Source organism: Paenibacillus tianjinensis (genome assembly GCF_017086365.1).
Taxonomy (GTDB): domain Bacteria; phylum Bacillota; class Bacilli; order Paenibacillales; family Paenibacillaceae; genus Paenibacillus_AQ; species Paenibacillus_AQ tianjinensis.
The window spans coordinates 3,625,005-3,644,883 of record NZ_CP070969.1 but is presented as its reverse complement, the minus strand read 5'-3'; the positions used below and the strand labels follow the sequence as shown (position 1 = coordinate 3,644,883).

Here is a 19,879-nt window from a genome sequence, read left to right as displayed (position 1 = left end):
TTTTTTATTTTCGGACGGTGGTTTTTTCATATACATCTGCCCCGGCACTCCGCCGCTTCAAGGGTTTGCCCTCCCGCACGTTACCCGAGATATTCGCCCAGGAATTCTTCTCCGCTCATCACCCATCCGGCGGCCCCGGCATAAGATGCTCTATAGTCGATAGTGTATGTGGAAAGGAGCGTCATCCCTATGCTTACTGGCATCAGGATCGTGTTCCTGGGCGGGGACGCGAGACAGCTTGAAGTGATTCGAAAATGCGTGGAAATGGATGCGACGGTAAGCGCCGCCGGGTTCGAAAAATGGGAAGCCCCTAGCCCGGGGGTGAACCTGGCACAACTGTCGCCGGAGCTGCTCGGCAGTGCGGATGTACTGGTGCTGCCTACGGTAGGATGTGACGAGGAAGGGAATATCAACGCGTTGTTCTCCACCGGACGCCTGCAGCTGCTGGATGAGCATGCTGCAGCACTCCCGCAAGGCGCAACCGTATATACCGGTATGGCCAAAAGTTATTTGCGCAGTCTGTGCGCTAAGTATTCCTTGAAGCTCGTAGAGCTGCTGAACAGGGATGATGTAGCGATTTATAATTCCATTCCGACAGCGGAAGGCGCACTTGTCATGGCCATTCAGAATACCGATTTTACGATCCACGGTTCCGTCTCGATGGTGCTGGGCATGGGCCGGACCGGTTTTACGATGGCAAGGGCATTGCAGGGATTAGGCTCTACTGTAAAAGTGGGTGTCCGGAAGCAGGACCACTATGCCCGTGCGGAAGAGATGGGCTGGAAGCCCTTTATGACCGGTGAGCTGCTGCAGCAGGTGACAGATACCGACCTGATCTTTAATACTATACCGAGCATGATTATCACGGCGCAGGTGCTCTCCAGAATACCTAGGCATTGCGTCATTATCGATTTGGCCTCAGCTCCGGGCGGCTGTGATTTCCGTTATGCGGAGAAGCGGGGAATCAAGGCTATGCTTGCACCCGGATTGCCAGGGATTGTAGCCCCGAAAAGTGCCGGGATGATTATGGGAAGTGCGCTGGTACAGTCGATCTCGGAGGAGACTTTAAACAAGGGGGACCAATAATGGATTGGCATGGAAAAACAGTAGGTTATGCCATCACTGGCTCACATTGCACGTTTGCTGAGGTGATGCCGCAGATTCAACGGTTTATGGACGGAGGGGCCAATGTGGTGCCGATTGTTTCGGCATCTGTGCTGAACACGGACACACGCTTCGGCACATCGGAAAATTGGCTAAAACAGTTGAAAGATATAACGGGGAATGATATCATTTCTACAATTGTTGAAGCGGAACCGCTGGGACCATCCAAGCTGCTCGATGTGCTCACCATTGCTCCTTGCACAGGGAATACAACGAGCAAACTGGCAAACGCGATGACTGACAGCCCTGTACTGATGGCAGCCAAATCGCAGATGCGTAATGGCCGTCCGCTTGTGCTGGCGATCTCCACTAATGATGGTCTAGGCCTGAACGCAGCGAATATTGCGAAGCTACTGGTAGCCAAACATATTTATTTTGTACCGTTCGGCCAGGATAACCCTGAAGGCAAGCCTAATTCGCTTGTAGCGCGCATGGAACTCATTCCCGAGGCCTGCTACGCGGCCCTGCAGGGCAAACAGCTGCAGCCGATGATTATCGAACGGTTTCATTCAGCATAGCATGAAAGTCTGCCGGAGCAGACCTGATCATAGGCTTCAAATCTGCCGTCCTCATTCTGAGGGCGGTTCAACACTTTTTTCAGCAATCCCGGAATTGGAATTGTAATTTGAGAGGAGCGTCATCCCTATGCTGACTGGCATCAGGACCGTGTTCCTGGGCGGGGACGCAAGACAGCTGGAAGTGATCCGCAAATGTGTCGAAATGGATGCTACCGTCTATGCAGCCGGGTTTGAAAAGTGGGAAACCCCTATTCCAGATGTGAAGCTGGAGCCGCTCTCTTCGGAACTGCTGGGCTGCGCGGATGTACTCGTGCTGCCGGCGGCGGGCTGTGACGAAGAGGGAAACCTGGCCGCGGCGTATTCTTCCGGACCCATGCGGCTGCTGGAGGAACATTTTGCAGCGCTGCCAACAGGCTGTACGGTGTATACTGGTATAGCCAAAAACTATTTGCGAAGCCTGTGCGCCAGCCATTCGCTTAGACTGGTTGAGTTGATGAGCCGGGATGATGTGGCTATCTACAATTCTATTCCGACTGCAGAAGGCGCGCTGGTTGTGGCCATTCAGAATACCGATTTTACCATTCATGGTTCGTGCTCGGTGGTGCTTGGAATGGGCAGAATCGGGTTTACGATGGCCAGATCGCTGCAAGGTCTGGGTGCCCGTGTCAAGATGGGTGTCAGGAAGCTGGAGCATTACGCGCGCGCAGAGGAGATGGGCTGGAAGCCCTTTATAACTGATTCACTGATGGAGCAGGTGAAGGAAGCCGATCTCATCTTTAATACCATACCGAGCATGATCCTTACAGCTGAGGTGCTATCGAGAATCCCCAAACATTGCGTCATTATTGATTTGGCCTCTGCCCCCGGGGGATGTGATTTCCGGTATGCGGAGCAGCATGGGATCAAGGCCATTCCTGCACTGGGACTTCCGGGTATTGTTGCTCCGAGAACAGCGGGAATGATTATAGGGAGTGCTCTGGTACAGTCAATATCGGACGAGGCTTTGCATAACCGGCTGTAAATAGTAAGGATGGCAGTTTATTCTGTGTATCAAAGTATAGACCTGGCGTAATAAGAGCCGTTTCTTTGGATTTCGACAGTTCTTCTGCGCATCATCAGTGTGCTTGCTTAGAGAAGTAATGGAGGAATTATATAATGGGTATTTTAGTGCAAAAATTCGGCGGTACCTCACTTTCCACTCCGATGGCCAGAGAGCATGTTATCCGCCATGTCAAACGGGAACTTGCCAGCGGATTCAGCCTTGTTGTTGTAGTGTCAGCCATGGGGCGCAAAGGCGAGCCCTATGCTACGGACACCTTGCTGGACTGGGCCGTGCAGAACGGCAATTCGCTGCCGGACCGCGAGAAGGACCTTTTGATGTGCTGCGGAGAGATCATCTCTGCAACTACGCTATGCGGATTGCTGGAGCAGGAAGGCATCCGTTCCACCGTGCTGACAGGGGCTCAGGCGGGCTTTTTGACTGACAGCAGCTACGGCAATGCAAGAATTCTGGATGTGCGTACAGAACGGATTCTACGGGAACTGCGTGAGCATAAAGTAGTAATAGTAACCGGGTTTCAGGGTCAGACCGAAGCCGGGGATTTCACAACTCTGGGAAGAGGCGGCAGCGATACCTCAGCCACGGCGCTGGGAGCTGCACTTCGTGCGGATATGGTCGATATATATACCGATGTGGATGGAATTCTTACTGCTGATCCGCGGATTGTGGAAGATGCGAAGCCGCTGACCTATGTTAGTTATACAGAAATCTGTAATATGGCATACCAGGGGGCTAAGGTCATTCATCCGCGTGCCGTGGAGATTGCTATGCAGGCCCAAATTCCGGTGCGTGTGCGTTCTACGTTCTCTGAAGCAGAAGGAACATTGGTCACCCATCCTGAAGGGTTCAGTGACGTTTCCCACGGCATTGTAGACCGTTTTGTGACGGGTATCGCGTATGTAAGCAATATTACGCAAATATCCGTGGAGTGTCCTGACGGGAACGGCACGGGAGTGCAGCTGCAGATATTCAAGAGTATGGCCGACAGCGGCATCAGTGTAGATTTTATCAATGTAACACCGTCGGAAGCACTTTATACTGTGAATGACGACAAATCAGAGCAGGCGATCGCTGCGCTCCAGGAGCTTGGACTCCGGCCCAAAAGCCTGTCCGGCTGCGCCAAAGTATCGGTCATCGGCGGCGGTATTAACGGTGTGCCTGGAATCATGGCCCGGATCGTTGAAGCACTGAGCTCGCAAAATATCCAGATTCTGCAGTCGGCAGATTCGAATACCACTATTTGGGTTCTTGTGAAGAAAGAAGATATGGTGCAGTCGCTGCGTGCGCTGCATGCCAAATTTGAATTGCACCGCTGACAGGAGGAATTCAAAGTGGATTTCGGTAGATTAATCACTGCGATGGTAACACCCTTTGACGGGGATGGAGAAATCAACTGGGAAGCAACTTCCCGGTTAGTGGATTATTTGATTGAAGAGCAGAAATCCGAAGCACTGGTGGTTTGCGGAACGACCGGGGAATCCCCCACCTTAACCGACGAGGAGAAGCTGCAGTTGTTCTCTTATGTTCTGAAAAAAGCAGACGGACGCTGTAAGATCATCGCCGGAACAGGCAGCAATAGCACCAGACATTCCATACATCTTACGAAGGAAGCAGAGAAACTCGGCGTAGACGGGGTGCTTCTTGTCGTTCCTTACTACAACAAACCGAATCAGGAGGGGCTGTATCAGCACTTCTCGGCAATTGCTGCGGATACTTCGCTGCCCTGTATTCTTTATAATGTTCCCAGCCGTACAACTGTTAGCATGAGCGCTGCCACAACGCTCCGGCTGGCAGAGATACCGAATATCGTTGCCACGAAGGAATGTGTATCCGTGGATCAGATTACACTGATCGCAACGTCTTGTCCTGATGATTTTCATGTGTATTCCGGTGATGATTCTGCAGGTCTGGCTACACTTGCCGTCGGCGGGCATGGTATTATCAGCGTGGCCAGCCATGTGATCGGTGCGCAAATGTCTGAGATGATTAATGCTTTTCTCTCCGGTGATGTGCAGCGCGCAGGCGCGAAGCACCGTCAGCTGTTTCCGGTGTTCAAGGGGCTTTTTGAATGTCCTCAGCCGCTGCCCAACCCTGCTGCTGTTAAATACGCCCTCGGACTGCGCGGAATTGATGTAGGCTCTGTGCGGCTACCCCTGGTGGGGCCGAATGAAGCAGAGGCCGCATTTATTCAGGCCCTGCTGAAATAGGCTTCATGCGTATAGCAAGAACTTCTGTATTAAACCGGCATCCGGTAGGGATTGCCGGTTTTTTGTATGAATAATTTATTTTAGTCTCCTTTTCACATATTACATTTCTGAAAATCTGTGTTCCTAGAGGGCAGTCCCAAAATGCTTTCAAAGCCTCTTTTTCTTCGTTCCCCGATCAAACTTTTCCTCAAATAATGCTTGTATTTTAAGGAAAGAATAACGTTACGAAGCCGATGACTTGTCTTTTGCCAAAAAAATCATGTATAATGTTCTTAAGTGACTGGGTGCGGTTAATTAAATATGCGGTAATCTTCCGTCAATGTTTTTTTACATTGTGAGACAGGATAGGTCCTTGTATAAGTCTGTGCTATTGCTGCCGATTTTTCGCGCGAGGGGCGCGGCAGTGAAGGTTGACGGGTGATATCCGTTTCAAGAAGCTACTCACTGTTCGGGTTTCGGGATTTTTCGCATTGCGCAATTTTTCAGACTTAGGCGGAATATCTCTGTGGATTTGGAAGCTATCGGCAATTTGAACGATGTGTTCAGCGCCGCTGAAATATGGAGCTTAATTATTTGTGAAATAAAAGTATGACGTCCAACATCATAGGAGGGTTAGATTCATTTGTCCAAAAAAAATAACAACGATAAATTGATGATTTTCGCTTTAGGCGGAGTCGGAGAAATCGGGAAAAACATGTATGTAGTTCAATACGGAAACGACATTGTGGTCGTGGATGCGGGATTGAAGTTCCCGGAAGAGGACATGCTCGGTATTGATATTGTTATCCCCGATATCTCGTACTTGACGGAGAACCGAGACAAAGTAAGAGGTATTGTACTCACTCATGGACACGAAGATCACATTGGCGGTCTGTCGTATGTGCTGAAGAATTTGAATGTTCCGGTGTACGGGACAAGACTTACATTGGGCCTTGTTGAGAACAAGCTCAAGGAAGCCAATCTGCTTGGCGAAACCAAGCGGATTCTGATCAATGAAGATTCTGAGATTGAACTGGGGACTTCCCTGCGGGTGACGTTCTTCAGAACCAACCACAGTATTCCTGACTCAGTCGGCGTATGCATCGAGACTCCGGAAGGCAATGTCGTTCATACAGGTGACTTCAAATTTGACCATACACCAGTCAACGGTCAATTTGCTAACCTGCACCGGATGGCTGAAATTGGGCAAAAAGGTGTACTTGCACTCATGTCCGACAGTACCAATGCCGAGAAACCGGGCTTCACACCATCAGAGAAAAATGTCGGCATCGTACTGGAGGATATTTTCCGCAAAGCCGATCAGCGCGTTGTAGTTGCTACTTTTGCATCGAACGTACACCGTATTCAGCAGGTGGTGAACGCCGCTGAATCCACCGGACGCAAGATTACGGTTATCGGACGCAGTATGGTGAATGTTGTCGCAATTGCTTCCGAGCTGGGATATTTGCACGTGCCGGACGGCATGCTGATTGAACCGGAAGAAATGAACAGAATGGCTGGCAACCGCGTGGTGGTGCTTTGCACAGGCAGCCAGGGCGAACCGATGTCGGCTCTTACCCGCATGGCACGCTCCAGTCACCGCAAGGTGGACATTCTGCCGGGCGATACTGTTATCATTGCGGCAACTCCGGTTCCGGGCAATGAGAAATATGTCGGCCGTACAATTGACGAACTGTTCCGCCTAGGCGCCAACGTCATTTATAGCGGATCCAATTCCGGTGTTCACGTATCCGGACACGGTAGCCAGGAAGAGCTCAAGCTGATGCTCAACCTGATGAAGCCGAAATACTTCATTCCGATCCACGGTGAATACCGGATGCAGCGCAGACATGCACTGCTGGCAGAATCCGTAGGGGTGGAATCGAGCAATATTTTCATAACAGAAATTGGTGAAATTGTTGAAATTCAGGGCGGAGCAGCGCGCAGAGCCGGTAAGGTTACAGCAGGCAACGTGCTGATCGACGGTCTGGGTGTAGGCGATGTAGGTAATATCGTACTGCGTGACCGTAAGCTGCTGTCTCAGGACGGTATCCTCGTGGTTGTTGTAACGCTGAGCAAGCAGAACGGAGCCATTGTCTCCGGACCGGATATCATCTCCCGCGGCTTTGTATATGTCCGTGAGTCCGAAGGGCTCCTGGATGAAGCTAACCGGATTGTTTCCGGCACGCTTCAGCGCCTGATGAGCGAGAAGGTCAATGAATGGGCTTCGCTCAAAACAAGCGTAAAAGATTCGCTCGGCCGTTTCCTGTATGAACAGACACGCCGCAGACCGATGATTTTGCCAATTATCATGGAAGTGTAAGAAGCTTGCTTCTTCTCAAAACATAAATAAGCAGGGCCTAAAAGCCCCTCTCCCCGGAAATATTGGACGGTTTCCTGGGGTGGAGGGGCTTTTTAGTATATTGCTGAAATCTGGTAATTCAAGACGGCGTTCAGGCGGACATTTTATTGGGGGTGTCTGCATAAGGGGGTCCCTCAGAATGTCATACTAAGAAAAGTTAGTATGGCTGGCTGCAGCGGCTAGAAGCTGCAAGCGGAAAGGGTGAGCTGCATTGGAATACACGTATGGATCAAATATGAGCAATAACGAGGGAATTCAGCCGGAGGAGGTAAAACCTGCCTCTCAAGAACCAATTCTTCCCGGAACGGTCGGGGTACTGAAAGAATTGGGGCAGACGGTGGTCCCGAGCGGGGAACCGGATATTTTCTGCATGACAATTATCGGCCAGATCGAAGGGCATTTCGTGCTGCCGCCACATAATAAGACAACCAAATATGAGCACATCATTCCTCAGCTCGTTGCGGCGGAGCAGAACAAGAATATCAAAGGCCTTCTGATCATTCTCAATACCGTCGGGGGCGATGTGGAGGCAGGGCTGGCAATTGCCGAGATGATAGCTTCTTTATCCAAGCCAACTGTTACTGTGGTCATCGGCGGCGGTCATAGCATCGGTGTGCCTATCGCTGTAGCCTCAAGCTATTCAATCATTGCGGAAAGCGCGACGATGACAATTCATCCGATCCGCATGAACGGGCTGGTGATCGGTGTACCGCAGACGTTTGAATATATGGAGCGCATGCAGGAGCGGATGGTCCGGTTTGTCACCTCTCATTCCCGGATCAGTGAACAGCAATTTAAGGATCTGATGTTCAAAACAGGTGAGCTTAACCGCGATATCGGTACAGCAGTTGGAGGTTATGATGCCGTTAAATATGGCCTAATGGATGAGGTAGGCGGGATAGGGGCTGCCCTGGCCCATCTTAATACTATGATTGCCGGCATGTCTGCTTCGAATGTATCCGGTGATCCGATGCAGGGAGGGCTGACTCAATGACCTTTTATACAGTGCTGCCGCTGGAGCAGATTTTCGAGGGGGCTATCAGCACTGCTCAGCCGACGATGGAAGTGAACATTCAGGGAATGTTAATGCAAGTTGAGCAGCTTGAGAGCGGACAGGCACGGATTGTAAGACTGCTTGGGTGTCCCTTGGACAAGTATCTTGATCCGGCTTTTGCTCCTGGAACAGTCATAGATTTTAGTAAATAACGGATAACCAAAAAGATGTATTTTTTGACAAAAGAGAACATAGGTACGCCACGCCATTATATGGTATAATGTTGCCGGGGGTGGCTGGCGTGGCTAAACGAAAGAAGAAAAAGAAAAAAGCGCTGCTTGGCAGCGTTTTAAAATATGAGATTTACGGTATTATGCTTATTACGATTTCCGTAATTGCCTTATCCGGCGAAGCGGCTGTAGGGCGTTCTCTGTCCAGTATGGCAGGATATCTGCTGGGCAGATTTTATTTTGTGCTGCCGCTGTTTGGCATTATTTATGGTCTGATGGTTATGATCCACCGAAAATGGCCGTCCGGCTGGAACAGCCGCTATACTGGGGCAGTGCTGCTTGTGCTGTCGTTATGCCTTATGAGCTCGATTTCAGCCATGCAGCAGAAGCTTGGACCCATATCGATGCTGCATCCCGGCAATGTACTGTCGCAAATACATAATGATCTTTCCGGGGCACTGAAGCCCGGATCCAGCGACAGCGGCGTTTATATGCTGGGCAAGGATATTAGCGGGGGCTACATCGGGGCACTGGAGTTCGCGGCGCTGCTGTGGCTCTTCGGGACATTGGGTGCCAAGCTGATTATGATCGTGATGCTGGCAATCAGCTTCATGCTTGTAACGAATCTTTCCTATGTCGAGCTGTTTGCGTTACTGCGGATCCGTTCGGTGAAGCTGGTGGAAGGCATAAGGCTAAAGGCCGCTAACCGTCCGGCTGCGGTTCCGATTCCGCCCCGTTCTTCCAGAACCGGCAGAGCACCGGTACCGCCGCCTGCGGCGGATGATGACGAGGATGAAGAGGACGAGCCGTCATTGCCAAGAAGGAGCCAGCCGCTGTTCTTCCGGAGAATCGGAGGCTGGCTTAGCGGGACTTCCCAGGCGGACAATCGCGGGGAAGAGGATCAGGAGGACGAGTCATCCGGAATTCTTTTGTCCGGTTCAGGTTCACCTGGTCTTCCAATTATTACAGGAATGGAAGCGGACAGAAGACAAGCTCATTCCGATGATCTCGGGCCCGAATTTCCGGAGGATGATTTGGAGCCGGTTACCCCTATTATCCGTGACTTCTTCGAACATATCCGTTCAGAAGGCTTAAGCGAAGAGGAACGGGATGAGTGGGGCGAATTCTCTCCGGCCGCCCGCAGCGGCAGCCGGAGTCCCGGGATGCAGGGAAGTCCGGCAACAGCTCAGCCTGCTTCCGGTGAGGTTCCGGAGGAGGATGTAACTGTTGAGCTTGACGGGCTTCTTGCAACGGCTGAGAGTGGCGAACCGGTTCCGGCACCGCCGCTTCCGCCGCCGCCCAAGCCCTATAAGCTTCCGCCTTTCCGGCTGCTTGCCAAACCGAACAGCGGAGGTAAAGCGGGTGACCAGAACGATTATATGCAGACTGCCCGCAAGCTTGAAGCCACACTGGAAAGTTTCGGTGTCCGGGCCAAGGTGCTTGAAGTGGTGCGCGGACCGGCTGTTACGCGGTACGAGATTCAGCCTGACATTGGTGTGAAGGTCAGCAGGATCGTCAACCTGACCGATGATATTGCTCTTGCGCTTGCTGCCAAGGATATCCGTATGGAAGCGCCGATTCCCGGCAAGTCGGCGATCGGCATCGAGGTGCCTAACCCTGAAGTCTCCATTGTCACGATGCGTGAGGTGATGGAGACCCAAATTTTCCAAGATGCCGAATCACGCTTGTCGATTGCCTTCGGTCGTGATATTTCCGGCCAGACGATCGTCGGCAATCTTGCTAAGATGCCTCACCTTCTGGTTGCGGGTGCGACAGGATCCGGTAAATCCGTCTGTATTAACGGAATTATCACCAGTATTTTGTATAAAGCCAAACCTGACGAGGTTAAGTTCCTCATGGTTGACCCGAAGATGGTTGAGCTTAATGTCTATAACGGTATTCCGCATCTGCTGGCCCCGGTTGTCACGGATCCCAAGCGGGCAAGTCTGGCCTTGAAGAAGATTGTAGTGGAGATGGAGAAACGTTATGAGCTCTTCTCCAAATCGGGGACGCGTAATGTCGAAGGCTATAACAATCTGATGAAGGACAACCCGGCTGCCATTCTTCCATATATCGTCGTTATTGTGGACGAGCTTGCCGATTTAATGATGGTTGCAGCGAACGATGTAGAGGATGCCATCTGCCGGCTGGCGCAGATGGCGCGCGCCGCAGGGATTCATCTGATCATTGCTACTCAGCGGCCGTCAGTTGATGTTATCACAGGTCTGATCAAAGCCAACATTCCATCGCGGATTGCCTTCGGGGTATCTTCGAACGTCGATTCACGGACAATTCTTGATATGCCGGGTGCCGAGAAGCTGCTGGGACGCGGCGATATGCTCTTCCTGCCGATGGGCGCTTCCAAGCCGGTCCGGGTACAGGGTGCCTTCATGAGCGATCAGGAAGTTGAAGCGATTGTGCAATTCGTCAGTAGCCAGGGAGAAGCCGAATACGATGAATCCCTTGTTCCGGAGGTGGATGAAATGATCTCCGAAGATCAGGAGCCGCAGGATGAACTGTATGAACAGGCGGTTCAGATCGTACTGGAAGCGAAGCAAGCCTCTGTATCATTGCTTCAGCGCCGTATGCGTGTAGGCTACACCCGTGCTGCCCGTCTTATTGATGCCATGGAAGCCCGGTCGGTTATCGGTCCTTACGAGGGAAGCAAGCCTCGTGAAGTGCTGATGTCACTTGAACAGTATCAGCATAACCGGATCAGCTCATAACAGTTTTTTAGACTAAGCATCCTTTCTTTGCGGAAAGGGTGCTTTTTTGCTGCGAGTCGAGGATTGTTCACCCGCAAAATTACTGTTCCGGCCAGTTCATGCATAGGATGTCCTCCCGGTCCTCATAATAACTTTAGCCATCCATGTTGAACTTACAAGAGAAAGGTAGAGCGACCCCAATGAGAAAACATAATCAGTGGATTTTTGTCTTACTGACCCTGGCACTGGCAGCCGCACCGTTTGCGGGGTTATTCTTTAAGGATCACGGCGTATATGCCAATCCCCGGCAAGCTGCATCTGTTATGACTGTTTCTGAGGAAGAGGTGCTGCCAGCCTTTGGAACTACCCCGCTGAAGGTAGGCTCATCAGGCCAAGATGTTTATGAACTGCAAGGAAGACTGAAGCACCTGGGATATTACGCAGGCAAGATAGACAGCCAGTTTGGTACAAAAACGAAAAATGCGGTTACCTGGTTCCAGTGGAAATTTGGAATTAAAGCTGATGGTGTAGTAGGGGCAAAAACAAAGCTGAAGCTGTACAATGCCACCAAAGCCTGGAAGCCGACAGAGCCTTCAACCACTACTGCTAAAAAGAATACTGCCAACAGTAACACTGCTACAGCCGATTCCGGTAAAAAGAATACTACAGCAGAGCTGTCTTCAGGCAATACGATGGGCTTATCCGAAAATGACCTGAAGATTATGGCTAATGCTGTATATGGTGAATCACGGGGTGAGCCGTTTGAAGGCCAGGTGGCGGTTGCTGCGGTTATTCTGAACCGTGTGAAATCTCCTAGCTTTCCGAATACGCCTTCCGGCGTAATCTTCCAGCCTGGAGCCTTTACGGCCGTAGCTGACGGTCAAATTTATCTGGAGCCAAATGAGCAGGCCCGTAAAGCAGTTCAGCAGGCGCTTAACGGCTGGGACCCTTCTGGCGGATGCCTGTATTATTTTAATCCTAAAACGGCTACCTCCAAATGGATATGGTCCCGTCCGCAGGTCAAAACAATCGGAGAGCATATTTTCTGCATGTAAGAACTGGAGCAGATACAGGCACACCCTTAGCTGTTCACAATGCATAAACCGACCAAGAGCAACCGGTACGCTTTCTTCCGGTTGCTTCCTTACTTTGGAATGGTTTAGAATGGATAATACTTCATAAACTTGTTGTAAAGCATCTATCCACGCCGTAAAGGAGTTTTGGACTTGACAAATAATGGATTTCAACATGGCAACGCTGCCGGTATGCGTATCCACGTATTACCGACAAAGGCGTTTAAAACATTCGCCATCTCTCTCTATGCCGGTGTACCGCTTGATGAAAGCACGGTGACATCAACGGCACTCGCGCCTTTTGTCCTTCGCAGAGGTACGGCTACATATCCGGAAACGACACAATTCCGTGAGCGGCTGGAGGAGCTGTATGGGGCCGGATTTGGTTTCGACATCTACAAACGGGGGGACTATCAGATTGTCCAGTTCCGGATGGATACGATCAATGATTCGTTTGTGCAGAGCAAGGAGAGTCTGCTTGGCGAGTCGTTTGCTTTTCTCGGCGAGGTGCTGACCCGCCCGCTCCTGGAGAATGGAAGCTTCCGTGCCTCCTATGTTGCAACAGAGCGGGAAACGGTACGCAAGAAGCTGGAAGCGATCGTAAACGACAAAATACGTTATGCCGCCGAGCGCTGCATTGAGGAAATGTGCCGCCAGGAGCCTTACCGTCTGCATCCGCTTGGACAGAGAGCCGATCTTGACGGAATCACCCCTGAGAACCTGTATGAGTCATATACTGCATGGTTAAACGGTGCGATTCTTGATTTATATGTGGTCGGGGACACGACACCGGAAGAAGTCGAGAAACTGGTCATCTGCCATTTCGGCCGTGCACACAAGCAGAGTGAATCCTATACCTCCAACTTCAAACCGGTTACTGTACAGGAAGTTCGTACGGTGGAAGAGAAGCTGGACGTTAATCAAGGCAAGCTGAACATGGGACTTCGCACCTCAATTACCTACAAAGACGACAGATATGCTTCTGCACTGATGTACAACGGGATCCTGGGCGGTTATCCGCACTCCAAACTCTTCGTCAATGTGCGTGAGAAAGAGAGTCTGGCCTATTACGCTTCGTCCCGGTATGACGGGCATAAGGGCATTGGTACCATCCAGTCGGGTATTGAAACCCAAAACTACGGCAAGGCCGTTGATATTATCCGCAAGCAGCTCGATGAGCTGAAATCCGGAAATATCAGTGACCTTGAGCTGAGTCAGACCAAGGCGATGATCCGTAATCTGCTGTCTGAAATTCAAGACTCGGCTTTTGAACTGATTTCGTTCGATTTCAACCGCCAGTTGTCCGGAAAAGACCGTTCTGCCCAGGAGCTGCTTGCAGAGGTGGACGGCATCGGCGCGGAGGAAGTGAAGGCGGCTGCCGACACCTTCCAGCTTGATACGATTTATTTCCTGACAGGGAAGGGGGAATAGCAGTGAAACAGATCCATTACGACAAACTGCAAGAAACGCTTTATCACGAGGTTATGGATAACGGTCTGCAGGTCTATGTGCTTCCGAAGCCAGCCTTCAAAAAAACCTACGCCACCTTTGCAACGAAATATGGCTCGGTAGACAATCATTTCAAGGTGGCTGGCGGGGAAGAGACAACAGTTCCTGACGGTATAGCCCACTTCCTGGAGCATAAGATGTTTGAGGAGCCGGAAGGCGACATTTTTGCCACATTTGCTTCTAACGGTGCATCGGCAAATGCTTTTACCAGCTTTGATCAGACCGTATACCTATTCTCGGCTACCGAAAATATTGAAACCAATCTTACTACGCTGGTTGATTTCGTGCAGCGCCCTTATTTCACGGATGAAAATGTAGAGAAGGAAAAGGGGATCATTGGGCAGGAAATCAATATGTATGCAGATAATCCGGACTGGCGCGTATACTTCGGTCTGATCGAAGCGATGTATGCTAAACATCCGGTCCATATTGATATTGCAGGTACAATCGATTCTATAGCTACAATCACCAAAGAAACGCTGTATACATGCTACAACTCCTTCTATCATCCCAGCAATATGCTGCTCTTCGTTGTTGGCGGTGTAGATCCTGAGCAGGTGTTTGAGCTGATCCGCAATAACCAGGCAGCCAAGTCTTACGATAAGCAGGGCGAAATCACCCGTATATTCGAAGAAGAACCCGTCCAGGTTGCGGAGAAGCATCAAGAAAGCCGACTGGCCGTGTCTATGCCGAAATGCCTGTTCGGATTTAAGGAAAAGGTGGAAGGCCTGACCGGGGAAGCGGCAGTACGGCGTGACCTGATAACCAAATTGATGCTCGATCTGCTGCTTGGAAGCAGCACAGCGCTATATCAGAGGCTATACGATGAAGAACTGATCTCTGACAGCTTCGGGCATGAATTTAACAGTTCCCCGCAGTATGCTTTCTCAGCGATTGGCGGAGATACCAAAGACCCGGGTATGCTCCTAGAGCGGATCAAAGAAGAAATCAATGCGGTTCTTGAATCAGGGTTTGCGGAGAAGGACTTTGAACGGGCACGCAAAAAGAAAATCGGCGGATATCTGCGGATGCTGAATTCACCGGAGAGTATTGCCCACGAATTCACACGTTACCAGTTCCGCGGCGGAGACCTGTTCGAAGTGCTTCCAATTTATGAATCAATTACACTGGATGAGGTCAATACCCGCCTGCATGAACATGTGGACTGGGAACAGCTTGCGGTGTCGCTTGTGGTGAGTCCTTAATGGCCTTACCGGGAGAGAGCAGTAAACCAATAGGGGAAATGACAGTGCTCATTACAGGGGGCAGCGGGGGGATTGGCGGAGCCATCGCTGAACGCTTTGCTTCTGTCGGGATGAACATTGTCATTCATTATATGCATTCGCATGAAGCGGCAAATGATGTAGCCCGGCGCTGCCTGGCGCTGGGAGCCAAGGTAATGACAGTGGCTGCGGACATGAAAGACCGCAGCCAGCTTTTACGTATGGCTGAAAGGCTGGAAAGCAGCGGTATGCTTCCTGATATTCTGGTCAACAATGCCGGAAAGGCGCATTATGGCATGCTTGCTGATGTGACGGAGGAAGAATGGGATGAGGTTATGGCGGTCAATTTAAAGGGGACTTTTTTGTGCAGCCAGATCTTCATGCCCTACATGATCTCCCAGCGGTACGGCCGGATCATTAATGTATCCTCCGTCTGGGGGATTTCCGGCGCTTCCTGTGAGGTGGCTTATTCCGCCAGCAAGGGCGGTGTGAATGCTTTTACAAAGGCGCTGGCCAAGGAGCTGGCTCCTTCAGGAGTAACGGTGAATGCTGTGGCTCCCGGAGCAGTCAACACAGCCATGCTGAACAATCTGCAGGAAGATGAGCTGCGGATGCTGGAGGACGAAATCCCTGCGGGCCGTCTGGCTACACCGGAGGAAGTGGCTTCGCTTGTTTATTTTCTTGCCCTTCCGGAATCCGGCTATATCACGGGTCAGGTAATCAGTCCGAACGGCGGCTGGATTACATAATACCCGGCCCGGTTTGGAGAAATGCTCCAGCATAAGAAGAATACGTACGAGACATATTAATACTGTTGCTTTTAAATCATCACGTAAGGCGGCTGTCACCTGAATCAGGCGGGCGGACCGTAAACATGAAGGAGGATTTAAGATGTCAACAGAAACCGTAGTGAAGAACTTTGATACATGGAAGAGCTTTTTGGGTGAACGGGTCATTCAGGCTGAAAAAATGGGGATGAGCGATGAAACCATCACCAAGCTGGCTTTTGAAATCGGGGAATTCCTCGACAAAAAAGTCGATCCGGGCAACTACTCTAACCGTGCGATCAAAGAGCTGTGGGATGTCGGTACGGACGATGAGAAGCACACCATTGCTGGGCTCATGGTCAAGCTGGCGAAGAAAAACGCATAGGCATGCGGAACAAGCTCCCCTCGCGGGAGCTTTTCTGCAATTATTACAGCAGTGACCTTGCCTTTCATTTTCATTTTATATATCATTAACATGACCCGTGACGGGAAAAGGAATCAATGAGGTGCAAAATCAGTGGAATATAAACAGTGGTATATGGAGTACAAGATACATAAGAACAGACCCGGTCTGCTTGGAGATATCGCTTCGATGCTCGGAATGCTGGAAGTCAATATCCTGACCATTAACGGTGTGGAAGGCAAAACCCGCGGAATGCTGCTTGAAACAAGCGATGACGAAAAGATTATGCTGATGGGTGAAATGCTCAAAAAAGTGGATAATATTACGGTTACGGCACTGCGTTCTCCACGTCTTGTGGATAAGCTGGCCGTCCGTCATGGACGATATATTGACCGGGATTCGGATGACCGCAAGACATTCCGCTTTACCCGGGATGAGCTGGGGCTGCTCGTGGACTTCCTCGGTGAATTGTTTAAAAGGGAAGGCAATCAGGTTATAGGACTAAGGGGCATGCCGCGTGTAGGCAAAACGGAATCTATTATCGCCGGCAGTGTCTGCGCTCAGAAGCGCTGGACGTTTGTATCATCAACACTTTTGCGGCAAACCGTGCGCAGCCAGCTGGCTGAGGATGAAATGAACCCGCATAATGTCTTCATTATTGACGGAATTGTAAGCACAATCCGCTCTAACGAGAAGCATTATAATCTGCTGCAGCAAGTTATGGGTATGCCGAGCACGAAGGTGATTGAGCATCCGGATATTTTTGTACGGGAATCCGAGTATACCTTTGACGACTTCGATATTATTATCGAGCTGCGCAATAACCCTGCAGAAGAGATATTGTACGACTCGTTTACGACGAGCTACAGTGATGATCTATAACTTCAAAAACTAAGCATGTGCTTCCCGAAAGAGTCTTGAACGAAGCTCATCAAGGAAGAACAAACATTCAGGAGGTGATGGTATGTCGGAACTGGGTCGGCATTTGAAGGAGGCACGTCTGCAAAAAGGGATGAGTCTTGACGATGTCCAGGAAGTAACGAAAATCCGTAAGAAATATTTAGAAGCCATCGAAGCGGGGGATTACAAGGTGCTCCCGGGAAGTTTTTATGTCCGGGCCTTTATCAAAACCTATGCAGAAGCGGTCGGAGTTAATCCGGACGAGCTGATGGAGGAGCACGGCAATGTGCCTGCGGCTCCCGTGGATACAACGCTGGAGACAGTTATTCAGAAACGCAGCCGCAGACCTGAAACCGAACGGAACGCGAAGTGGCTGCCGACAGTCCTGATGTGGACTTTCCCCGTGTTGATTATCGTAGTGATTTATTTGTACGCCTCATCGAACATGGACAAGGCTGATCCTGAGAAGGTGGATTCGGCCAATCTGACGAATGAGCAGCAGGATCCCTCCAAGATTCAGCCGTCGCCAACGGCGGTGGGCGGCGGAATTGTCGGGGGCGAACCTACAGCTTCAGAGGGTGCCGGGGCGGGTGAAGCGACAGCCACAGCTACTGTAGCTCCTACAGCTACACCAATTCCTTCACCGTCTGATATGCCGGTTACGGTTACGGAGGACCGTAAATCGGGTAAAACGACGATTTTTAAAGTGACTGCTCCTACAGGCAGTGCTGTACAGGTAGAGATTGCTGCTACCGGTGTAAGCTGGCTTGAAGTATACAAAGGCGAAAATTCCAAAGGTGAGAAACTCAGCTTCGGGAATACCGCTGCAGGCGACACAAAGAGCTTTACACTTGGTGCCGAAGGAATGTATATCAAATCAGGATATTCTCCTGCGACAACTATTACGGTGAATGGACAGGCAATTACAGACGGCAAGACCTCATCACGGCTGCTGCTAGAACTGGATGACGGCACCTCCGCTCCTACTAATAATGCAGAGACTACAAACGCAGGTACCGATGGCGCTACTGAAGGTGACAGTAGCAATTCAGGTGAATAAGGCAGCAGAGTATAGATTTTGGTAATCTGGAGAACCTAAGAGTGAATTACAGTTCTTACGCCAAAGTGAGGTGTATTCACTAATGACCGTTAGCTGGATCGTAACAGGGCTGGGCATTATCGTCAGTCTCCTCGGGTATTATCTGACACCGAGCGCCTGGGGCTATGGAATTCTGGGCTTTGGACTGGCGCATATTGTGCTGGGGATTCTGGATATGTTCCGGGCTCCCGCACGCAGCAGATAAAAGTGCCTGTTCAGCGTCTCCCGGAAGAGAGTTCGCCGGGGGACGTGTTTGTGCCTGCGGAGCCTTGAACAAACAGTTATTTTTCACAGAAACGGGTGCTCTCTTTATAAGAGAAGCACAGCCGTTTCTTCTTGCGTGCCGGGCAGCTTCCATAAATAGACTTCATCTGCCCTTTCTCATATAATAGGAAAAGAATAATTGTAGCAAAGGACGTGGAATAATGAGTTCGGAAAGTTCATTTGACATTGTATCCAAGATGGATATGCAGGAATTAACGAATGCTGTTCACCAGACTGAGAAGGAGATCGATAACCGGTTTGACTTCAAGAACAGCAAGAGTAGTCTTAAGCTGGAGAAGGACGCGCTTATTATTGCCTCTGAGGATGAATATAAGCTGAATGCTGTCATTGATATTTTACAATCCAAGATGGTTAAACGCGGGATTACACTCAAAAATTTGGATTTCGGCAAAGTGGAGCCGGCTTCACTAGGAACGGTCCGTCAGCGTCTGGGTCTTAAACAGGGAATTGATCAGGAAAATGCCAAAAAGATCAATATCCTCATCAGGGATTCTAAGCTGAAGGTGAAAAGCCAGATTCAAGGAGATCAAATCCGCGTAACCGGCAAAAGCCGGGATGATCTGCAGCAGATTATCCAAATTCTACGAAAAGCCGATTTGCCGCTTGATTTGCAGTTTAACAATTTAAAGTAAGCTGATGAGGTACCCCGCAGTGCTTACGCACTTATCCTTGCGGGGTGCTTTCAGTTTTTTTGACACCTACATATGGCTATAATATACTAGCCTAAGCAGTTTTGAAGAAATTTGTGGAATCTCGTAATTTGTAAGGATCAGGGGAGGAACTTCAGTGAATTTGCCCAACCGCATTACGCTCGCACGTATTTGTCTTATCCCGATTATGATGTTTTTTTTGCTGGTGAATTTTAAGTTTTATCCGGAGCCCATCCATTGGGGGTCATTTCAGCTGTCGGTTAATCATCTGATTGCAGCTGTGATCTTCCTTCTTGCCGCCAGCACGGACGGTATAGACGGCTACATTGCCCGCAAATATAACATGGTCACCAATCTTGGCAAGCTGCTCGATCCGCTCGCGGACAAGCTGCTGGTCTCCGCAGTACTGATTTCGCTTGTGGAGCTGGGAAGATGCGATTCATGGATTGCGATCGTAATCATCAGCCGCGAGTTTGCGGTTACCGGTCTGCGCCAGGTGGCACTGCTTGAAGGCAAGGTAGTAGCTGCCAGCAAATGGGGCAAGATTAAGACGGTAACACAGATTGTCGCTATTTCACTACTACTGCTCAACAACTTCCCGTTTCAGTTCGTCAGCATCCCTCTGGATGATATCGCCATTTGGGCTGCAGCTATCATCACGATCTACTCCGGGGTTGATTACTTCGTGAAAAACAAGGAATTGCTGGAGCTGCATAACGCTTAGATTAAAATACTCATCCACCCTATAGCC

The 19,879-nt window shown here is 50.3% G+C and carries 20 protein-coding genes; 19 read left to right on the top strand and 1 reads right to left on the bottom strand.

Annotation, left to right across the window (positions count from 1 at the left end; genetic code table 11):
* Positions 1-80: 80 nt before the first annotated feature.
* A complete protein-coding gene (locus JRJ22_RS29465) occupies positions 81-203 on the bottom strand; it encodes a hypothetical protein (RefSeq protein WP_269751852.1) in 123 nt (40 codons plus the stop codon).
* On the opposite strand from JRJ22_RS29465, the gene dpsA (JRJ22_RS16435) reads away from it, so the two are divergent.
* The 19 genes from dpsA (JRJ22_RS16435) (at position 190) to pgsA (ending at position 19,852) form a co-directional block, all read left to right on the top strand.
* Complete coding sequence (gene dpsA / locus JRJ22_RS16435) at positions 190-1,086, top strand: dipicolinate synthase subunit DpsA (protein ID WP_206100555.1); 897 nt, start codon at positions 190-192, stop codon at positions 1,084-1,086. The two genes, JRJ22_RS29465 and dpsA (JRJ22_RS16435), sit on opposite strands and share 14 nt — an antisense overlap.
* A complete protein-coding gene (locus tag JRJ22_RS16430) occupies positions 1,086-1,682 on the top strand; it encodes a dipicolinate synthase subunit B (RefSeq protein ID WP_054941035.1) in 597 nt (198 codons plus the stop codon). The genes dpsA (JRJ22_RS16435) and JRJ22_RS16430 overlap by 1 nt, the downstream gene beginning before the upstream one ends.
* Before the next feature lie 127 nt (positions 1,683-1,809).
* Positions 1,810-2,703, top strand: coding sequence for a dipicolinate synthase subunit DpsA (dpsA, locus tag JRJ22_RS16425; RefSeq protein ID WP_206100554.1), 894 nt, complete (start codon positions 1,810-1,812; stop codon positions 2,701-2,703).
* Positions 2,704-2,837: 134 nt separating this feature from the next.
* Positions 2,838-4,058 (top strand): aspartate kinase, encoded by a 1,221-nt coding sequence (gene dapG, locus JRJ22_RS16420; RefSeq protein ID WP_206100553.1) that lies wholly within the window; start codon positions 2,838-2,840, stop codon positions 4,056-4,058.
* A 15-nt stretch (positions 4,059-4,073) separates the two neighbouring features.
* Complete coding sequence (gene dapA, locus JRJ22_RS16415) at positions 4,074-4,949, top strand: 4-hydroxy-tetrahydrodipicolinate synthase (protein WP_206100552.1); 876 nt, start codon at positions 4,074-4,076, stop codon at positions 4,947-4,949.
* Positions 4,950-5,571: 622 nt separating this feature from the next.
* Positions 5,572-7,251, top strand: coding sequence for a ribonuclease J (locus tag JRJ22_RS16410; protein WP_206100551.1), 1,680 nt, complete (start codon positions 5,572-5,574; stop codon positions 7,249-7,251).
* A gap of 274 nt (positions 7,252-7,525) precedes the next feature.
* The gene (locus tag JRJ22_RS16405) at positions 7,526-8,284 is read left to right on the top strand and encodes a ClpP family protease (protein WP_206100550.1); all 759 of its coding nucleotides are present in this window, start codon (positions 7,526-7,528) and stop codon (positions 8,282-8,284) included.
* Entirely contained in the window at positions 8,281-8,496 is a 216-nt protein-coding gene (locus JRJ22_RS16400) for a YlzJ-like family protein (protein WP_206100549.1), read from the top strand. Before JRJ22_RS16405 ends, JRJ22_RS16400 begins: the two co-directional genes overlap by 4 nt.
* Positions 8,497-8,585: 89 nt before the next feature.
* Positions 8,586-11,240, top strand: a complete 2,655-nt coding sequence (locus tag JRJ22_RS16395) for an FtsK/SpoIIIE family DNA translocase (RefSeq protein ID WP_206100548.1) — start codon at positions 8,586-8,588, stop codon at positions 11,238-11,240.
* Positions 11,241-11,419: 179 nt separating this feature from the next.
* Entirely contained in the window at positions 11,420-12,274 is an 855-nt protein-coding gene (sleB, locus tag JRJ22_RS16390; protein ID WP_206100547.1) for a spore cortex-lytic enzyme, read from the top strand.
* Positions 12,275-12,484: 210 nt separating this feature from the next.
* Positions 12,485-13,723 carry an EF-P 5-aminopentanol modification-associated protein YfmF gene (gene yfmF / locus JRJ22_RS16385; protein ID WP_206105170.1) on the top strand — a complete coding sequence of 413 codons (1,239 nt, stop codon included), beginning with the start codon at positions 12,485-12,487 and terminating at the stop codon, positions 13,721-13,723.
* A 2-nt stretch (positions 13,724-13,725) separates the two neighbouring features.
* Positions 13,726-15,006 carry an EF-P 5-aminopentanol modification-associated protein YfmH gene (gene yfmH, locus JRJ22_RS16380; RefSeq protein ID WP_206100546.1) on the top strand — a complete coding sequence of 427 codons (1,281 nt, stop codon included), beginning with the start codon at positions 13,726-13,728 and terminating at the stop codon, positions 15,004-15,006.
* Complete coding sequence (ymfI, locus tag JRJ22_RS16375) at positions 15,006-15,773, top strand: elongation factor P 5-aminopentanone reductase (RefSeq protein ID WP_206100545.1); 768 nt, start codon at positions 15,006-15,008, stop codon at positions 15,771-15,773. Before yfmH ends, ymfI begins: the two co-directional genes overlap by 1 nt.
* Positions 15,774-15,915: 142 nt before the next feature.
* Complete coding sequence (locus tag JRJ22_RS16370) at positions 15,916-16,176, top strand: DUF3243 domain-containing protein (protein WP_054941027.1); 261 nt, start codon at positions 15,916-15,918, stop codon at positions 16,174-16,176.
* 132 nt (positions 16,177-16,308) lie between these two features.
* Positions 16,309-17,076, top strand: coding sequence for a DUF3388 domain-containing protein (locus JRJ22_RS16365; protein WP_082451853.1), 768 nt, complete (start codon positions 16,309-16,311; stop codon positions 17,074-17,076).
* 82 nt (positions 17,077-17,158) lie between these two features.
* Positions 17,159-18,154 carry a helix-turn-helix domain-containing protein gene (locus tag JRJ22_RS16360; RefSeq protein WP_206100544.1) on the top strand — a complete coding sequence of 332 codons (996 nt, stop codon included), beginning with the start codon at positions 17,159-17,161 and terminating at the stop codon, positions 18,152-18,154.
* 82 nt (positions 18,155-18,236) lie between these two features.
* The gene (locus JRJ22_RS16355) at positions 18,237-18,398 is read left to right on the top strand and encodes a hypothetical protein (RefSeq protein WP_167347618.1); all 162 of its coding nucleotides are present in this window, start codon (positions 18,237-18,239) and stop codon (positions 18,396-18,398) included.
* 220 nt (positions 18,399-18,618) lie between these two features.
* Positions 18,619-19,110: a YajQ family cyclic di-GMP-binding protein gene (locus JRJ22_RS16350; protein ID WP_025704683.1), complete on the top strand. Its 492-nt coding sequence runs from the start codon at positions 18,619-18,621 to the stop codon at positions 19,108-19,110.
* Positions 19,111-19,264: 154 nt separating this feature from the next.
* On the top strand, positions 19,265-19,852 hold the full coding sequence (gene pgsA / locus JRJ22_RS16345) for a CDP-diacylglycerol--glycerol-3-phosphate 3-phosphatidyltransferase (protein ID WP_206100543.1): 588 nt from the start codon (positions 19,265-19,267) through the stop codon (positions 19,850-19,852).
* The last annotated feature ends 27 nt before the right edge of the window (positions 19,853-19,879 follow it).